The 20,405-nt window shown below is 40.7% G+C and carries 11 protein-coding genes; all 11 read left to right on the top strand.

Going from position 1 to position 20,405, the window contains the following annotated elements; all coding sequences use genetic code 11:
• Positions 1–4: 4 nt before the first annotated feature.
• The 11 genes from CLV99_RS19255 (at position 5) to CLV99_RS19205 (ending at position 20,390) form a co-directional block, all read left to right on the top strand.
• The gene (locus CLV99_RS19255; RefSeq protein WP_133586137.1) at positions 5–1,924 is read left to right on the top strand and encodes a SusD/RagB family nutrient-binding outer membrane lipoprotein; all 1,920 of its coding nucleotides are present in this window, start codon (positions 5–7) and stop codon (positions 1,922–1,924) included.
• A 367-nt stretch (positions 1,925–2,291) separates the two neighbouring features.
• Positions 2,292–3,524, top strand: a complete 1,233-nt coding sequence (locus tag CLV99_RS19250; protein WP_246032811.1) for an exo-beta-N-acetylmuramidase NamZ family protein — start codon at positions 2,292–2,294, stop codon at positions 3,522–3,524.
• An 83-nt stretch (positions 3,525–3,607) separates the two neighbouring features.
• Positions 3,608–6,898: a SusC/RagA family TonB-linked outer membrane protein gene (locus CLV99_RS19245; RefSeq protein WP_133586136.1), complete on the top strand. Its 3,291-nt coding sequence runs from the start codon at positions 3,608–3,610 to the stop codon at positions 6,896–6,898.
• Between the two features lie 2 nt (positions 6,899–6,900).
• The gene (locus CLV99_RS19240) at positions 6,901–8,655 is read left to right on the top strand and encodes a RagB/SusD family nutrient uptake outer membrane protein (protein ID WP_133586135.1); all 1,755 of its coding nucleotides are present in this window, start codon (positions 6,901–6,903) and stop codon (positions 8,653–8,655) included.
• Between the two features lie 339 nt (positions 8,656–8,994).
• Complete coding sequence (locus CLV99_RS19235; RefSeq protein WP_133586134.1) at positions 8,995–10,245, top strand: exo-beta-N-acetylmuramidase NamZ family protein; 1,251 nt, start codon at positions 8,995–8,997, stop codon at positions 10,243–10,245.
• An 84-nt stretch (positions 10,246–10,329) separates the two neighbouring features.
• Positions 10,330–13,398, top strand: a complete 3,069-nt coding sequence (locus tag CLV99_RS19230; protein ID WP_133586133.1) for a SusC/RagA family TonB-linked outer membrane protein — start codon at positions 10,330–10,332, stop codon at positions 13,396–13,398.
• A gap of 10 nt (positions 13,399–13,408) precedes the next feature.
• Entirely contained in the window at positions 13,409–14,938 is a 1,530-nt protein-coding gene (locus CLV99_RS19225) for a SusD/RagB family nutrient-binding outer membrane lipoprotein (protein WP_133586132.1), read from the top strand.
• A 17-nt stretch (positions 14,939–14,955) separates the two neighbouring features.
• Positions 14,956–15,741, top strand: coding sequence for a hypothetical protein (locus CLV99_RS19220; RefSeq protein WP_133586131.1), 786 nt, complete (start codon positions 14,956–14,958; stop codon positions 15,739–15,741).
• Between the two features lie 4 nt (positions 15,742–15,745).
• On the top strand, positions 15,746–17,383 hold the full coding sequence (locus tag CLV99_RS19215) for a PKD domain-containing protein (protein WP_133586130.1): 1,638 nt from the start codon (positions 15,746–15,748) through the stop codon (positions 17,381–17,383).
• Between the two features lie 55 nt (positions 17,384–17,438).
• Positions 17,439–18,464 carry a glycosyl hydrolase family 18 protein gene (locus tag CLV99_RS19210; protein WP_133586129.1) on the top strand — a complete coding sequence of 342 codons (1,026 nt, stop codon included), beginning with the start codon at positions 17,439–17,441 and terminating at the stop codon, positions 18,462–18,464.
• Positions 18,465–18,551: 87 nt separating this feature from the next.
• Positions 18,552–20,390: an outer membrane protein assembly factor BamB family protein gene (locus CLV99_RS19205; protein WP_133586128.1), complete on the top strand. Its 1,839-nt coding sequence runs from the start codon at positions 18,552–18,554 to the stop codon at positions 20,388–20,390.
• Positions 20,391–20,405 lie beyond the last annotated feature (15 nt).

Genomic DNA, 20,405 nt, shown 5'->3' with positions numbered 1-20,405 from the left:
TGAAATGAAAAAACTATCATTTATAATAGGGGCAATATTAATGTTAAATATGACCTCTTGTGAAAAATGGTTGGATGTTAATGAAAATCCAAGTCAAGCAAATGATGAGGTGCCTAGTCCGGATTTGAGATTAAGATCTATACAAATGCAATTTGTGGACGCGTACGAGTCTTCAGGAACTCGAGCTTCTTGGATGACGCAAAACATCACCAAAGTTGGTGGAAATACGAATAATGACTTAATTGCTCGTTGGGATTTTCCTTTAGCATCTACGACCTGGCCGTATCAGGCTTGGTTCGTTTATACAGCCGGAAACTTAGAACCATTGATAAAGAAAGCAACAGAAGAGGAAGCTTGGCATTATGTCGGCGCAGCTCAGCTTATTCATGCCTGGGGATTTATGCTAATGCTCGATTTATATGGTGAAATGCCATATACTAATGCCTTGGGATCAGATGTAACACCGGCATATGATGACGGCAAGACTATATTTTATGGCTGTTTAGATATGTTAGACAAGGCGATTGTGAATTTGTCGAAACAGCAGGGAGCTGCCGCTACACCACTTTCAGGGGGAGATATTTGGAACAAAGGGGATGCGCAAAGATGGATTAAACTGGCATACGGCCTAAAGGCAAGATGGCTGAATAATCTTACTAAGAAATCATTTTATGATCCAGATGCAGTCTTAGCCGCTCTAGAAAAGGCTCCTCAATCAAACGGTGATAATACAACGATGGATGCCATTAATACAGAAGAAACTAGTATTTCGGGAATTGTACGTTCAATGCAACATGGCAATTTAGGTGGCACTGGAAACAGGGTCTCCAAATGGTATACAGATTTATTAACGAATAAGTTTAGTGGAGGCTCAGGGGTGCAAGATCCAAGAGCGACACGTATCATCCCAAGTGCAGAGTTTTACGATGCTGTGTCTGGAAAGAAAGAATGGAGATTGTCACAAGGTGTTGATTTGATTAATTCAAATATAAGAACCTTAGGGGGACCAGTTGCTTATGAAATTATGGCAACTAAGCGGGATCCTGAAACGAAGCACCCATCAGGCTATGTAAGAGCTGGAAGTGCGGCCGAGGCTGGGACATCTGCTTTTACGAATAGATGGTTTACCACTAATGCAACGCCTGCGAGACAAGGGGATTCTGTATATGTGTCAGTGTATTCTGATCGCCAAGATTGGATAGCTGCAATATTAGAGCCAAGGAAGGACTCTGATACTAAGAATGATCATTATATAGCGAGTAGGTATAATGGTATTACGAGGGTCAATCCAAATTTCGGAGCAAGTACTGCTAATATAAACTCTACCGGTAGTTTCTATATTCGTGCAGATGCCCCTGCTCATCTGCTAGCATACCATGAAATGTGTTTTATAAAAGCTGAAGCTTTGTTTCGTAAAGGGGATGCAGGAAGTGCGTTGATAGCCTATAAAGATGGTATAAAGGCGCATATGGAAGCTATGAATGAGAAATTAAAGAGCTATGATCAAAGTAAATATGGTAAGCAAGTGATTTCAGGGGCTGAAATAGATGCATTCTTGTTAAGTAAAGCAGTGGCGCAAAGTGCTGGAGAATTAACCATGGCCAAAATAATGCAACAGAAGCAAATCGCTATGTCATTAACTATGCAAAACTGGAATGATATGAGACGCTTTAATTACTCGGCTCCGGATTCTAAATATGGAGTGGTTTATCCTGATTTTGCTAGACCATTTGAAGTTGCCTCAGCAACAGCTGCAGAGTGTTATCCTGGTGGATCACCTTCTGACGTGAGATATTGGCCTCGTCGTATTCAACAATGTAGTCATGAGCGCAATTATAACTCTGAGAACTGGAAAGCCTCCCATCCAGAAGCCAATCTTAGAAGTATCATATCTGCACCTGTTTGGTGGGATATCGTAGAATAGTTTTATTCTTTACAATATGTTTTAAGCCCTCTGCAGTTTTTTGTAGGGGGCTTTTTTGGCATAATCGCCTATGCATGTATCATCAATGTTACTTTAAAGTGTATTTGTTACACTAACACTAAGAGATGTTCTTCTCTAGAAATTGCGTTTAACATTTATTTAACGTATAAATTTATTCTATTTCTTGTTATGTTCTTATTTATTTGAATTCGTTTTTATGCATACTTTTAGCTATAAAACCTTATAGTATTGCTTTTTGTTTTGTTATTTATGCGGTATTGTGCGTTTTATTATGTTATTTTTAGCGAATTAAACTTTAATGTTGACAAATAACGCACGATAGACACAAATAAATAACGCTGTATATATGAAGTTTTTACCTTTAGTAGCATCTGGCTTAATAGGCTCGATGTTTTTCTTTTGTGGATTTAACAGTCAAGCAAGCAATGTTGTTGAACCACCTGTGAAATCAGATTTTATAGTAAATAATGAAATTAAGACTGGAGCTGATCAGCTAGCGGCCTATTTACCTTTGTTGAAAGGTAAGAAAGTGGGCCTGATGGGCAATCAAACATCGGTTGTTGGAGCGAAAAAGGAGCATCTCGTCGATGTGTTACTTCGTGAAAAGGTGGATCTAAGATTTGGTTTTGCTCCAGAGCACGGTTTTCGTGGGGATATCGAGCGTGGCGAAAAAGTCAGCAATGACAAAGATGCCAAGACAGGACTTCCTTTGCATACACTATACGGTAAGAATGATAAGCAGGATTCTATTATACAATCCATAGATGTCATGATTTTTGATTTACAGGATGTCGGAGCACGTTTCTATACCTATATCGCATCTATGCACCGTGTGATGGAACTGTGTGCTAAGCATAATAAGGAACTTATTGTGCTAGATCGCCCTAATCCATGTGGAGATCAAATCGATGGTCCTGTGCGTAAAGATGACAAATTTAAGTCAAACGTATCATTGCATAAAATAGCCATGATACACGGTCTTACTGTTGGTGAACTGGCGCATATGATCAATGGTGAAAAATGGTTGGAAAATGGACGTCAGTGTAAAGTGACAGTGATACCAGTGCAAAATTGGGATCATGGTACTATGTATGAGTTGCCGGTTGTGCCTTCTCCATCGTTGCCAAACCACTTGTCGGTTCGTTTATATGGCGCATTGTGTCTTTTTGAAGGGACAGATATATCTGTAGGACGTGGTACGGACTGGCCATTCCAGGTCGTGGGGTATGATAATCCGGTATATGGTGATTTTAAATATACTCCAGGTGAAAAAGCAGGGATGGTAAAACATGTTGAAGGGAAAGGGCAAACGATGTATGGACAGGATCTACGTGGATTGGATGCCGATCAACAAAAATTCACGTTGAAATACGTTTTGGATTTCTATAATAAGATGCCAGATAAAACAAAGTTTTTCGCGAGACCTGAGTTCTTCGACAAGTTGGCGGGTACTGACGAGCTGAGGAAACAAATTATTGCGGGTAAAACTGAAGATGAAATTAAAGCTTCCTGGCAACAGGAATTGACCGAATATAAGGAGATGCGCAAGAAGTATCTGCTGTATACAGATTTTGAATAAGGTTATGGGATTAGGTCTACTTTTTAAGTAGGCCTTTCTAGATTATGATTACAAGTAAAACAAGTTTATTAAATATGCTAAATATGAGAAGTACATTATTATTCTCTCTCGCATTGGGATTGGCAGTGACGACGGCGGAAGCAAAGGTTTCGAAAGTCTCGAGTCCATCCAATCTTGCTGCGGCAACGGCCTATTCATCAAATAGGTTGGTCCAGAATACGGTAACGGGTACTGTATCGGATGAAAATGGTCCTGTGGCAGGTGTTACGGTGTCGGTGGTCGGAGTTCCTGGGGCTACAACGACCGACGCTAACGGTAGTTTTAAGATTTCAGCTACATTAGGTGCTACATTGCGTTTTTCCAGTATCGGTTATATTTCGCAAGATGTCAAGGTAGGTGAGAATACAATTAATGTTGTATTGGTGTCGGAAGACAATGCTTTGGAAGAAGTTGTTGTTGTCGGTTACGGTACTCAAAAGAGGACGAATGTGACCGGAGCAGTGTCTACGGTCGATACGAAGAAGACTTTTGAAACACGTCCAGTGACTGATGTTGGACGGGCATTGCAGGGTGCGGTATCAGGACTGTCAGTCTCGACAGCCAGTGGAGATCTGGGCGGGGATCCTAAAATCCGTCTACGTGGTGTAAGTGGATCGTTGAAAACAGATGGAGGTGCATCTCCTTTGATTTTGGTGGATGGAGTAGAAGTACCTAGTCTTTCGATGATAAATCCGACGGATATCGAGAGTATGTCCGTGATCAAGGATGCTTCGGCCGCTATCTATGGAGCAAGAGCAGCCTGGGGGGTAGTGTTGATCAAGACAAAGTCTGGTAAGCGTAATACAAAGACTGCGATAAATTACTCTAACAACTTTGCGCTTCAGTCATTGAGTGCTACACCACAAATTGCTGGTGCGGCAGAAGGAGCCAGAGCAGGTCTTTTGGCTATGCAAAGGACGAATCCTTCGCTGACAGGGTATAATAATTTGGGTACACGCTATGATGAGTATGCTATCGAGAAGATGGAAGAGTGGGAAAGATTGTATGGTGGACAGGATTTAGGCTTAGAAATGGTTAAAGGGCGTGACTATGAGGTGAAAGATGGATTCCTTTATTTTCACCGTTCGTGGGATGCTGAGGATATGTTCATGAAGAAATATACACCACAACAGAACCATAACTTGAGTATTTCTGGAGGATCAGAAAAGATTAACTTTAATGCCGGATTTGGCTTGATCAGTCAGACAGGGGTTTTGAAGGATAATACAGATAAATTCAACCGTTATAACTTTAATCTAGGGATCAATGCGGATATTACCGATTGGTTGACAGGTTATGCCAAGGTGTTGTATACGGCGTCGGATGTAAGTAAGCCTTATTCTTATAACGGGGATGTCTTCGAACCTATATTTTACCTATACCGCTGGCAGCGTAACTTCCCTTATGGTACGATAGATGGATTGCCTATGCGTAATGCTATTACTGATGTGCAGCAGGCAAACATGAATTCGAAGAATTCTAATATGGCGCGCTTTACCTTTGGAGGTCAGGCGAAGATTATGCCGGGATTAACGTTGGATGCAGACTATACGTATTCACAATTTATAAATAAGGATAATATCAATGGAGGTTCAGTGACAGGTTGGGATTTTTGGAATAAAACCGACTTTGATTATGTGACTTATACTGGAGCAGCTCACAACCGTGCTAGAAAAGATCGCAAGATGACCGATAGACATGTCGCGAATATTTATGCAACTTATGACAAAAGTATCCAGGATCACAACTTTAAAGTAATGGCTGGAGCTAATGCCGAGTTGTTCCAGAAGGATGAAGTTTGGGGGCAACGATTGGGGCTTTTAGATCCGAATTACCCAGAGCTGGGACTTGCGAATGGTGATATGACAACGGGTTCTGGAGCTTCGCATTGGTCTACTTTGGGGTTCTTTGGCCGTGTTAACTACGATTACAAGAACAAGTATATTGTCGAGATGCTGGCTAGATATGATGGTTCTTCACGTTTCAACAGAGACAATGTATGGGGCTTCTTCCCGGCGATGTCTGCAGGTTATGTAATCTCACAGGAAGATTTTATGGATTGGTCGAAACCTTATCTGGATTTCTTAAAGATACGTGGTTCTTGGGGTAGTGTAGGAAATCAAACGGTGCCGAGCGGCTTGTATCTATCTACTCTGGCGCAAGCAAACTCTGACTGGGTTGTAGGTGGAATCAATCAGAATACGATGGGGACACCTTCGATAGTGTCTCAAAACCTGACCTGGGAAACTGTTACGACAAAGGAAATCGGTGTGGATGCCGCATTTTTTAACAATAAATTCAACGTGACGTTCAATCGTTACAGAAGATCTGTTTCTGACCTGATTACAGGTGGTGAGGTCCTGTCTGCTAACTTTGGCGCTCCTTCGCCATTGCGTAACCATGGAGAGATGCAGACGAATGGCTGGGAGCTGGAATTGGCTTATAATCATAGCTTCAATAATGGTCTTAATATGCGTTTGTCTGGTCAATTGTCAGATTACAAGGAGAAGATCAGTAAATTTGATGGAATCGGACTTGTTAAAGCGGATGGAACATCTAATGATTATAAAGGGAAGATGATTGGTGAGATCTGGGGATATGAAACAGATCGCCTTTTCCAGGTTGATGACTTTAACCAAAATGCGGACGGTTCTTATACCTTGAAACAAGGTATTCCTTCGCAATCTTATTATGAAACAACGACATTTAAATTTGGTCCGGGCGATATCAAGTATAAGGATCTGAATGGCGATGGCGTGATTGGTGTTGGCGAAGGTACTGTTTTGGATGCAGGAGACCGTCGGGTTATTGGTAATTCTAATCCAAGGTACCAATATGGATTCCGTGCAGATTTTGATTATAAGGGATTTGACTTAGGATTTTTCTTGCAAGGTGTTGCGCGTAGAGATGCTTGGGTTGGGGGTGATTTGACTGTACCGGGATGGAGACCTGCTGAAGCTTGGTACTCGCATCAGATGGATTACTGGACACCGGAAAATACGAATGCTTTCTACTACAGGCCGACGAATCAAAATCAAAGTAATACCACGATGAATCATATGCCGCAGACGAGATATCTGTTGGATATGTCTTATTTGAGATTGAAAAACTTGACGTTCGGTTATTCGTTGCCAAGCTCGGTATTGGAAAAAGCGAAAATCTCTAAATTCAGAGTGTTCTTCTCAGGTGAAAACTTGTTGGAATTTGATAATTTGAAGGTTCCTATCGATCCAGAAACAGATTATACAGAGCAGGCGAAGAGTGATCTTAATACTTTTGGTAGATCATATCCTTACCGCAGAACATTTTCACTAGGACTTCAATTAACATTTTAGACATGAGAATATTTAAATATATAGCTTTAGCAGGTGCGTTGTCTTTTTCGTCCTGTTCAAAAGATTTTTTAGGAGATGGGTTCTTAGAAAAAGACCCTATCGACCAATTGACCGATCCCGCATTCTGGTCTTCAGAAAATAATATCCGTACCTATACTTACGGCTTCTATAACTACTATTTTAAAGGTTATGGTAAGGGATTCAGTTGGGGGACTTATTTTGCAGGGCAGTTTATCAACGATGATCATACGCCTGCGTCCCCTATTGAAAATATTGTCACAGAATTTACGCAGAATATACCTACTTCTGGTGGAGGCTGGTCTCCAGCGTTACCTACTAACCAGAATCCAGCTACTGTGAGTTCCTATTATTCTCGTATACGCAAGGCCAATCACTTTATAGCGAGTGTGCCTGTTGCGAAATTGGCGGAAGATGTACAGAACCATTGGTTGGGCGTAGGTCGGTTTTTCCGAGGTTTGGAGTATGCTAGTTTCGTGAATAAATTTGGAGATGTCCCGTACATCGACCGTGTGCTTTCAGAGACAGATCCTGATCTTTATAGAAAACGCGATTCACGTGTGTATGTAATGGACAAGGTGCTAGAAGATTTTAGATTCGCCGCACAATATGTCCGCCCTACAGACGGACCGAGCCAGCAGGCTGTTAATAAATATGTCGTATTGGCTTATATGTCTCGCATATTTCTTTTCGAAGGCACTTGGTTGAGGTATCATAAGATAGATGAAGCAAAGGCTAAAGAATATCTAGAGGCTTCAAAATGGGCTGCCGAAGAGGTGATGAAAAGTGGAGCGTTCTCTCTTGCTTCTGATTATAGAGGTCTGTTTACTTCAGAATCTTTGAAAGGTAACACGGAAATCATCATGTTTAAAGAATATGTTGATGGTGTATTGCAACATAGTTTAATGTCCTTTAACAATTTGGAGCCGCAGGCGGGTATATCCAAAAATGCTATGGATAGCTACTTGATGGCAGACGGTCTTCCGATTGGATTGTCGCCTCTTTACAAAGGAGACAAAAACATTGCTGATCTGTTTGCTGACCGTGATGGACGTATGGGGCAGACTGCCGTTCCTCAATTAAGGATGATGAATGCGCTTCCAAACTACGCTGTTTCTGGATATGCAACTCGTAAGTTTCTGAATGAAAGTCTTAAGGATCAAAAAGTGGGAACGGGTCAGTTAAATATCACAGATGCGCCAATAATTCGTTACGGCGAGGTGTTATTAAATTACGCGGAGGCAGCAGCTGAATTGGGCATGCTGGATCAGGCGGCTGTAGATAAGTCTATAAATTTACTACGGGCGAGAAAAGGTGTGGCTGTAGCAAAACTGCAGGTGCTGGGAAATCAGCCCGCTGTAAATGGTCAGGTATATGATGACCCAGCTCGTGATGCTACGGTGTCTGCGCTACTTTGGGAGGTCAGAAGAGAACGTCGTACGGAGTTGATGTTTGAAGGATTGCGGCTAGATGACCTTCGTCGTTGGGCGAAATTGGATTATGCAGATACAGAGAAGAATCCTACAATAAATAGGGGAGCGTATATTGTGAAAGCAGATTATGCGCCGGAAAAACTAAACGGTATTACTATCGATGGTACAAATGAAGGATATATTATTCCTTCGAACAAAACCAAGAGAACTGTATCGAGTAAGTATTATTTAGAACCTATTCCTTTAGACCAGATTACATTATATAAAAATCACGGGTCGGAATTGACACAAAACTCAGGATGGTAATCTGAAAAGATACGTTTTGAACGAATGAGACCTTGCATGAAAATGCAAGGTCTTTTCTTTTTGTATTGGACTGGGGTTATTTGTTCTTTTATTGTATCTTAAATGTTACAATAAAGTGTTCTTTTGACACTGTTTTATAGGTGTATAAAGGTAAAATGATGATTTAACAATATTTAACGCTTGAAAACACCATAGGTTTTCGTTGCGGCATACTTCGATGTGTGTACGGTTTTATGCAGTTTTGTGTATCGAAAACGCTTTTAATTGCTTTATTGTGCGTTTTTTGTGTTATTTTTATCCGATTTAATCTAGATTATTGATAATAACGCAAGTTTATAGATGAGCAATTCTGTTTATATAAAATTTTTACAGCTTGGATTTTCTCTGTGTCTGGGCTTTGCTTTGATAGCCTGTAGTGGTCCAAAGTCAAGTAATGTCAGTGGAGATACAAAGCCTGTGGTGAGCGCTGAACTAAGCAAGGCAATTGTTCCCGCCGCTGATCAACTGGAAGCGTATTTGCCTTTGTTGGAAGGAAAGAGAGTGGGATTAATGGGGAATCAGACTTCAGTAGTCGGTCCTGATAACGAACATCTTGTGGATGTATTGTTGCGTGAAAAGGTGAACTTGAAATTTGGATTCGCTCCGGAACACGGCTTTCGTGGGGATATTGAGCGTGGCGAAAAAGTGAGTAATGATAAAGACGCAAAAACTGGTTTGCCCTTATATACACTGTACGGTGGAAACGAAAAGCAGGATTCTATTGTGCAATCGATTGATGTAATGATTTTTGATCTACAGGATGTGGGTGCAAGATTCTATACCTACATCACGTCATTGCATCGTGTAATGGAGTTGTGTGCAAAGCATAATAAAGAGCTTATTGTTTTAGACCGGCCAAATCCCTGTGGGGATCAGGTGGATGGTCCTGTCCGCAAGGATGATAAGTTTAAATCGAATGTCTCTTACCATAAAATTGCAATGGTGCATGGACTCACAATAGGTGAGCTGGCAAATATGATCAATGGCGAGAAGTGGCTGGAAGAAGGCCGCCAATGTAAGGTTACCGTCGTGCCCGTACAGAATTGGGACCATGCTAAGATGTATGACCTACCTGTTGTTCCATCTCCGTCATTGCCGAACCATCTTTCTGTAAGATTGTATGCTTCACTTTGTCTTTTCGAAGGTACGGAGATTTCTGTGGGGCGTGGTACGGAGTGGCCTTTTCAGGTCGTGGGGTACGACAATCCGGTATATGGCGATTTCCAGTATATACCGGGAGAGAAAGCGGGTATGAAGAAGCATGTAGAAGGAAAAGGGCAAACAATGTACGGACTGGATCTACGCAGCTTGAATGCAGACAAGCAAACATTTACTCTTAAGTATGTGTTAGACTTTTATAAGAAGATGCCAGATAAATCGAAATTCTTTACCAGAGCGGAGTTTTTTGATAAACTGGCAGGTACGGACGAATTAAGAAAGCAAATTATTGCTGGCAAAACCGAAGATGAAATTAAAGCTTCCTGGCAACAGGAGTTGACCGAATATAAGGAGATGCGTAAGAAGTATCTGCTCTATAAAGATTTTGAATAAGGTTATGGGATATGGTCTGCTTTTAGGTAAGTAGATCTTCCTGAATTATGATTACGTAAACAAGTTTATTTTAATATGCTAAATATGAGAAATACTTTACTATTCTCTCTTGCATTAGGACTGGTGGTGACATCTGTAGAAGCGAAGACTTCGAAGGTGTCAAACTCCTCCAACCTAGCTGCAGCGACAGCCTATTCGTCCAATAGGTTGGTTCAGAATACAGTAACGGGTACTGTGTCTGATGCAAATGGACCTATGCCTGGGGTAACAGTCTCTGTCGTAGGTGCTTCGGGATCCGTCCGGACAGATGCAAATGGACAGTTTAAGATTACTGCGGCATTAGGTGCTACATTGCGTTTTTCCAGTGTAGGATATGTGTCCCAAGATGTAAAGGTAGCGGGTAATACGCTAAATGTGATCTTGAAAGAAGATGATAATGCTTTAGAAGAGGTTGTGGTAACGGCACTTGGTATTGAAAGAAATAAAAAGAACTTAACTTACTCTGTACAAAACGTCTCTGGAGACGATTTAAGGGCCTCAAATCAGGGTAATATTTTGAATGCATTACAAGGGCAAGTTGCCGGTGCACAGATATCGTCCTCGGGCGGTTCTCCTGGTCTACCAACTGAAATTATATTACGTGGATCTTCTACCTTAACCGGTGATAATCAGCCATTGATGATTGTTGATGGTATTCGTGTGAATAACTCTTCGTCAAACGGAACAGTGAATCGGGTAGCTGACATAAACCCTGCTGATATTGAAGATATTTCAATACTAAAAGGGGCTGCAGCCGCAGCATTGTACGGTATTGATGCGGCGTCTGGAGCGATTATTATTACGACGAAGAAGGGTAAAGCTGGAGTGATGCAAGTAGCTGGTACTTACAAGGCTTTTGTGGAAACGATGGGAAGATTACCGCGTCAGCAACAGATATATACAACAGGAACGGGAGGTACTTATGATGAATCTTCTGGTTCTTCTTGGGGTAGAAAGTTCCGTTACGATGAGACTATTTATAATAATGTGGAACGTTTCTTTCAAACAGCTCTAACGCATGATGCCAATGTAAATATTAATGGAGGTTCGGAGAATCTTCAATATTACATGTCCGGTGGTTATCGTAAGGCTGGATCTATGGTTCCTAATACGCATCAAGATAAAATCAATTTTTTGATAAAAGGAACAGCTAAATTGAGTTCTAAACTGAGTGTAACAGCTTCTGCTAATTATGTGCAGAACAATATTCAGGAAGGTTTAGGTGGCGCTAGTGAGGGAGGTTGGATTAATAGTATCTTGAGATTTCCTCTTAAATACGATATTTTACAATACGAAAAACCTAACGGCGAACCTTGGTACGCCTATGTAGAAGAGGGTAAGGAACGAGATGCTCGAATTTCGCCAATGTGGGGAGTAATGCGTAACCCAAGGAATAATGATGTAGATCGCTTTATTGTTAATGGTAGTATAGACTACAAACCACTGGATTGGCTGACTTTAAATTATAGACTAGGACAGGATTATACTTCGTCGAGGTACCGAACGGTTACTACTCCTGGTACACCAGGTACTTATTTCAATGGTCGCGTCACGGAATCTAATTCAAATTCAAGGTATCTAACCTCAACTTTTAATGCAACCATGCAGAAGAAGTTTTGGAACGATTTTAATTTCTCTTTGATTTTAGGAGCGAATAGTGATTATTATGAGTCAAGAGGTCCTGCGTATACTGGAGAGGTTTTTTTAGTGCCTGATATTTTTTCGCCAAACGTGATCGAGAGAAACGGTATTTTATTGACCGAGTCATTACCTAGAAGACAGCGCTATGCCGTATATGGTGATTTCAATGTTTCGTATAAAAATTTGGTGACATTGGGGGTTACTGGACGTAATGACTGGACTTCAACATTATCTCCTCAACATAGGCAATTCTATTCACCATCTTATTCCGGAAGTTTTACCTACTCTGAGCTTATAAATCCGGATCAATGGTATGGTAAATTAAGGCTGAGTTATGCTAAGGTGGGTAAAGATGCGCCTATTTATAAAACGAACACAAACTTAAAGCAGGTTGCTACTGTAGGTGGTGGTTTTGTGGTGGACGCCACGGGAGGTAATCCTGATCTAAAGCCTGAGCGTACTGCTGAGTTTGAGATCGGTACGGAACTTGGTTTCTTAAACCGTCGATTGAATGTAGATCTTACATACTACCAACGGGAAAGTATAGATATGATTATGACACCAAGGGTACCTACGCCGTCGGGATTTGTGATCATGACGTTCAATGCTGGATCTTTGCGTAACAAGGGGGTTGAAGCTTCCGTAAATGCGATACCTTTTAAAACACAAGATTTTACATGGAGTACTACCGTAAATGCCTGGAAAAACACGTCAAAGATGTTGAAATTTGCAGGTGATATTGTTCGTTTTCCCTATACAAATGCACAGTTGAATGCCGGAAAAGCTTCTTCAGCTTTGGATGAACATGTATTGGGTATTTCCGGTACGGATTATAAGCGGACCGAGGAAGGCTATATGGTTATTGATGCGAATGGCTATCCAGAAATGGATAAGGTTGAAAAAACCATAGGTAATCGTGAGCCTGAATTTAATATTGGTTGGCTAAATAAGTTTAGCTATAAAGGTTTTGATCTCTCCTTTATGTGGGATTTCCGTTTTGGAGGAGATATCTTGAATGCATCCCGTCAAGGTATGATGTCTACAGGTATAGCCTACGATATTGGTCAATGGCGTGATAAGGAATTCGTGTTTAATGGTGTGGTTGCGCAGAGTGACGGTTCTTATATTAAAAATGAGAAACCAGTTGTATTGAACTACAGTTATTTTGCGAACAATTACTATCAGGTAGGGACTAATTTTGTAGAGAAAGTAAATTGGGCGCGTGTTCGTCATATTACTCTAAATTATTCATTACCCAATAGTTTCGCAACACGACTAGGCGTCAAACGACTAGGGTTGGAGTTGTCAGCTCAGAATCCATTTGTTATTACAAATTATTCAGGAGGTGATCCAGAAGTAAACAGTGCTGGACCAAATGCTGGTGGAGCTGGTGGAGCAAGTACTATGGGGGTTGATAATGGTGCTATTCCATTGCCAAGATCATTCTCCTTTGGTGTAAATATTAGTTTATAAAAATTGAGTCATGAGAACAATTATAAAAACATTTTCAATAATATTCGTAGTTTTTGCTTTGACTTCATGTCATAAACTCGATTTAAATTATAATCCGGTTCAACCGGTTACAGTGCCTTCCAGTCAACGACTTCCCGCGATTCAGGCTAATTTGGCTTATTCGTTGTATTCGCAAGCGAGGTTTGCGTCTTACCATAGCTATTATGTGACAACACGTGCGGGTAATTCGAATGCGCAGACAGATACCTGGAATTATAATAACATTAACCGTATGGGGGCGTGGCGCTGGCACTTTTTTGATGTAGGGTCTAATATTGCTGGTCCCGCTGGGATGTTTATCAGAGCAAAAGAAGACGGAGATAACAATTATATAGGCGTTGGTAAAATTCTTTTGGCTTTGAGTTATCTTTCTGCAACGGATGTATTTGGAGATATGCCGCTTGAACAGGCTTACAATGGAACGTTTAATCCTGTTTACGATACGCAAGATAAGATATATGAAGGTGTTGATAAAATGCTTTCTGAGGGTATTGTAGAGCTTCAAAATGTATCTTCTTCCGCGCGATCAATGAACGCTACAGCAGATTTGATATATGCAGGTAACTACTCGAAATGGATAGCTCTGGCAGAAGGTGTGCGCGCACGGATGAAATTACATACGGCTAATTTTACAAACAATTACCAGGATCTGTTGACAACCGTGAATAAGGCTTTGAATGGGTTTGATGATGCGGTGTTTAAGTATCCTGGAAAAAGTGATTTAACGTATGAGAAAAATTTATGGGGACCAAGTAGACCCAATCCTGAATGGCAGTTTGCAGATATACGCAATGATTTAGAAACATCGCTCCCTACTGATGTCTTCATGAAGGCGCTGACGGTAGATGCTGCTACGGGGGTATATGACCCTCGTTTGTATAAATTGACCACACCTGGAGCAAATAAGAAATATCTGGGTGCAAAAATGTCTGAAGGTTTACGGGATTTAGGGCTACCATCTGGTACCGTTTATCAGGATTTTGCAAATTTAAATAATGGTTATTGGACAGCTGATAGTTCCGCATACCCTTATATGATTAAAGAGGAGTTGTATTTTATCAAAGCGGAAGCACTTTACTATTTGAATGACCTTGATGGTGCATGGAAATCTTATCGAGATGGTATTCAGGCTAATATGGTTCGCCTAGGCGTAGACGACGGACAAGTTGTGAATTTTATGGGGTCTACGAAAGTCGTTCAGGATCCAAGTAAATTGACGGTTTCCGATATTATGATGCAAAAATGGGTGGCGTTGTATTTGCAAGCCGAATCATGGGTAGATATGCGTCGATATAACTACAGTAAGATTGCCTACCCAGATTTATATTACCCGAAATTTGCTTTGGCAGAATGGGGTGGACGTTATATACAGCGATTTGTTTACGATCCGCAGACGGAATATGTTTACAACCCTAAAGAGATAGAACGCCTGGGTGCTAAAGTGAGAGATTGGGTTTTTAATAAGTTATGGTGGGCAGAAAAATCGACTTTAGGTAAGTAGAATTAAAAGTAGAAATAATGAAGAGATTAATATATACACTTTTGATCGGCGCTGCTTTCGGATTAAGTAGTTGTGAGAAAAACGATCCTATCACGGATTTAGGTGATACCAATGGCGAGTTTTCTGCCAATATAAGTGTCAGTTATAGCAATACGAAGCCATTAATTGGGGACTCAACTATTGTGACTGTTCAAACATGGCAACGGGATGATAAATTTGATAAAGTTGAGTTTTATCAGACTATTTTTGAATCGTTCGGACTTGAGTTGAGATTGAACAAAGGAACTTCTATTGATACTAAAGATCAACAGATTAATAACAATCCTTACTCGACATTGATCTTATCGGATACGATAAAGAGTAAGGAGGTTTGGAATACCATTTTGGCCAAGGATTTGGATCAATACTGGGTAACATCATCTAATAATTACGTTATCCGTGCCCAATATAAAGTGGAACGTATTGATGGCAAGTATCCAAGTAATGCGAATTTAATAAGTGCCTTATCTGATGTCGATTTTGGCGTTTTAAAGAGTTTATTAGCGTATGGGATCACAAAAGATGATTATCTAACGCTTTTCCCATCGGCACCTGCAGACCATTTTACAACAGGCGGTACTTATGTGCTTACTACGAAAGGAATGGACAATTTGAGAGACAATTTGACAAGGGAACAATTAAAAAGTATTGTTAAATCTTTGAATAAAAAAGGTACATACAATGTTACTATCGATGCGAGTGTGAAAACGCCAACTGGAGCGGTTACTTCTGTGCCGTCACGTTTATTTGAAAATACAATCTAACATCATGAAAGGATTTAAGTTATTTTATCTGCTAATTATCGGTGTCTTCCTTGCGGGATGTGCCAAAAATGAAATCCTAGGGATTGGTCAGCAGGGAGACTATATAGCGAATTTTGATTTTCCGACAGTAAAGGTTTATGCGCCAGGTAAGGTCGGAATTACGAATAGATCGAAAAATGCCAATAAATTTTTATGGGATTTTTCGGGGGCTAAGCGTATTACTTCTCAGGGTGATACGATAAATTATGAACCTTCAGAAAAAATGGTGCCAGATTCAGCGTACTATGAATTACCTGGGGAGTATACGGTTAAACTGATTACGTGGCAAGATGGGCAACAGAAAGAGATCAGTAAGAAAATTGTTGTAGAGAAGCAACAACCGTTGATTGTTGTTCCGGAAAACATTGGGGTGTATTTGGAGGTCGTTTTTGCCGCTAAGGTATTTCAGTATCCGGGACAGACAGTAACGTATAATTGGGATTTTGGTTCAGGGATTACCTCTACCGATGCTAACCCTAAAGTTACCTTTACGCAAGAAGGACCTCGATTGGTTAAGTTAACGATCAACGATGGTAAAGAGACATTGACGACGGAAGCGCTGGTTAACGTACAAGGAGAATTGGCTCGTACACTTTATTTTACAGATGCTTTTACAAGGAATATATATAAGATAAAATTGACGAGTCAGACAGTTTCATCGGTAGAAACGTTGAATATTGCTACAGGATATAACCCATATGGATTAACAGTCCAGGGAAATAAAGTTTATCTCTCGTCCACCGGTTTAGGTATAACGTTTTCATCTGGAGTTGCGGCAACAGCTGATGGTATTTTGAAATCATTTAATATCGACGGTACAGGTGAGACGGTTATTTCTAAACCAGTACCTAATGCAGCGATAATAGACTATCGTATGGACCCGTGGAAGAATACTGTGGATAAGAATGGAAATATTTGGTGGACAACTCGTAATTATGGAGCTTTCGTACTAAATGCCTCTGGTTCTGAATTGCCTTATCCTACGAACGAAAATCAATTTAAGATTAGGGTAACAGCCACACATGCCGGTGAAGGGGTGGCAACCTATTTTGCATCGGATATAAAAGAGGTTGGGGATGAGATGTGGATTTCTTATGCTGGTACTACAGGTAAAGGAATCTATAAATTTAAGCATGATGGTACGTATATTGGTAAATTCACAACAGCAATACAAAGCCATGCTATTCGCTCTTTTGTCGTGGATAAAATTAATGGACATATATATTTCGCCACAAACCGGGCAGATGCTGGGCGTACAGAAGGTATTTATCGTGCAGATTTAGATGGATCGAATATTGTTGCAATAGATAATAGTTCAAGTATGTTGATAGGTGCTGGAGGGTTCAGTAACCAAGGGGCGGCAGGAGAATATACTTACGTTATGGGACTTGATCTGGCTGTCGATGACAATGGTCAGGGATATTTGTATTACGGTTACAGAGCTTTTACTGATATTTCTGGAAATGCTAACCCGGTAGCTTTGGGAAGTTCAGCGGCTAACTCCGGTATTAAACGATATAAATTAGGTAGCAATCAGCCGGCTGAGTTCTTGTTAAAAGGTTATGCTCCTTACGGTATAGCTATTGATCAGATAAAACGATAAATTTTGAACTTTCTCGGCGACTTAAACTGGCGAGAAAGCTCTTACTAAAATTGACATGATGAAGAAAATATTAATATTATGTATAGCTGCTGTCGGATTATTTAATTCCTGTAAGAAAGAGATAGTTTGGGTGCCAGATGGTTATGGTGCTTCGAAGGTAGAAAAGCCTACAGGGGAATATGTGTCCGATAAGTCTTTTAAGCGTATTTCTTATGCTTATCATAATGCAAGTTTAGCCACAATGGATACGACTAAGTTGCAGTATATTACCCATTTACATTTCGCGTTTTTGAACCCGAAAGAGGATGGTACTTTGCAAGCATTAACTAACCAAACGGCGTTTGAGAATTATAATAAACTAGCTAAGGAATATAAAGTCAAAACAGCTATTTCCATTCAGGGGAATGAACTGATGTTTAGAACTATTGCCGCAAATGAGCAAACGAGAAAACGGTTGGTGAAAAGCCTTGTAGATTTCGCAGTCCGTTATAATCTAGATGGTATTGACTTGGATTGGGAATATCCGCGTGCAAACTATGGTTCGGATGTCACTTTTGAAGTATTCACGAAAGAGTTAGCTGCAGAGCTCCATTCTTGGCATAAATACTTAAGTATGGCGGTAACAGCAGGCTTGTATGCAGGTCCTGTTAAAGATGGTATCACAAAAGGAGCTATTGATGCGGTTGATTTTGTGAACTTAATGGCGTACGATGGGATTAATACAGATCCACTGAATCCTAATCATCATGCTACTTATAATATGGCTGAAAAGGTATTAAATATTTGGCTTACGGATAAAGGATTACCTAAAGAGAAGGCAATTATTGGTCTGCCTCTTTACGGTAAAAATACAGCGAATTCTTCAATGACATATAGCTCTTTGTTAAATAGCGGGGCCGATCCTATAAATGATGAGTTCGCTGTGAATGGTGTTGTGTATTATTATAATGGTATTCCTACTATCAAGGCAAAGACGGAGTTAGCGAAATTGAAAGGCAATGGTGTGATGTTTTGGGAATATGGGCAAGATGCTAGAGGGGTGAATTCATTGATTAAAGCGGCATATGATGTCAGTCAGTAGAAGATGAATTTTGATTGATGAATTTTAAAAAAATAGGGGAAGTTATAGCATTATAACTTCCCTTTTTATCAATTAATAACCATAATTATGAATTGTTTTAAACTGGGAGTGTTTGTGTTTTGCTGGTTTACAGTGGTAGCGGCAATCGCTCAAACTCCTTTCAAATTTGCTCAGGTGACGGATACACATGTGGGGGGACATACCGGTGCAGACGACCTTCGACGAACGGTAGCAGATCTTAACCAACAAAAGGGGATTGACTTTGTGATTCTATCCGGTGATGTAACTGAATTTGGTTCGGATGAAGAATTGAAGTTGGCTAAGCAGATTTTGGATAGTCTTAACCTTCCGCTGTACGTAATTCCTGGTAATCACGATAGCAACTGGTCGGAGAGCGGAGCTAACTCCTTTCGTAAGGTATTTGGAGGAGAAACTTTTTTCTTTGAACATAAAGGCTACCAGTTTATAGGGACAACCTCAGGCCCTAATATGAGGATGAGTCCTGGACAGATTCCACGTGAAAATCTGGTGTGGATTGACTCTGTATTTAAAGCAAATCCTGATCAGAGTAAACCATTGATATCCATAAACCATTATCCATTGGATTCGTCGTTGAACAATTGGTTTGAACTGGTAGATCGCTTACAACAACGGAACGTACAGCTTGCGTTATGTGGGCACGGACATATTAATAAGCTTTACAACTGGGATGATATCCCGGGAGTGATGGGGCGTTCTAATCTGCGTGCAAAAGAAGAAGTAGGGGGGTATAATATTATAACAATGACGGGCGATTCTGTATTTTTTCAGGTACGTAAACCGAATGTCACTACAGAAGACTATTGGTTAAAGTTGCCCCTTCAAAAAGTGAGCTTTAAAAATCGATACCCACGTCCGTCTTATGCTGTAAATGGAGCGACAAAAGCGAAATTGATTTGGGAATACGAAGATCATGGAGATATTGGTGCAGGAATCAGTTCGGATGGGCAACGATTGTTTACGGCAAATACGGTTGGCGAAGTCTATGCGTTGGATCTCAATACCGGTAAGCGGATTTGGTCTTTTAGGACAGCTGGTAAAGTGTACAGTACTCCCGAAGTCTACAAGGATATAGTGCTAGTCGGTTCGTCTGATCATTACATCTATGGCATAGATGCAAAGACCGGCCTAGAAAGGTGGAAAGTTGCAACAGACAAAGCTGTTTTAGGAACTGCTGTGATAGATGCAGGGAATGCATATATCGGTGGCTCGGATGGAGTATTCCGTTGTATACGGGTTGCGGACGGCAAGGAGCTGTGGACTTTCGGTGATGTAAAAGGGTATGTGTCGACAAAGCCAACTATAGCAGATGGTAAAGTGATTTTTGGAAGTTGGCAAAATGGGTTTTATGCATTGGATTTAAAGACTGGTAAAAAAGTTTGGGATTGGAATAGTGGTGCTACCAATAGAATGTTCTCGGCTGCTGCGTGTTATCCTGTGGTCGCTAATAACCGGGTGTTTATAGTAGCACCAGATCGTTTTATGACTGCATTGGATTTGAAAACTGGTGTGCAGTTATGGCGTGAGAAAAAGCCTGATCTGAAGGTGAGGGAGTCAATGGGGCTTTCTTTGGATGGTAAATTGGTGTATGCTAAGACTATGGATGGTGAGCTGATAGGAGTATCGACAGAGAAGGAAACGATGAGTGTGGATTGGAAATCGGGTTTGAGACTACCTTATGAACTTACACCGACCGCTATATATAGTAATAAGGTAGCCGTCTTTGTACCGAGTCATTCCGGATTGTTGTCGGCAGTTTCGCCTAAGACTGGTGCAGTGCTGTGGCAATATAAGATTTCTAACGGCATGATAAATCCTCCCTTGGTGCTGAAAGATAGAGTTGTGGCCAGTACCATGGATGGAAAGATAATTATGCTCCAATATTAGGTAATAAATAATAGA

Origin of the sequence: Sphingobacterium yanglingense, from assembly GCF_004363245.1 — a bacterium.
Taxonomy (GTDB): domain Bacteria; phylum Bacteroidota; class Bacteroidia; order Sphingobacteriales; family Sphingobacteriaceae; genus Sphingobacterium; species Sphingobacterium yanglingense.
This window is presented reverse-complemented; position numbering and strand designations above follow the sequence as displayed.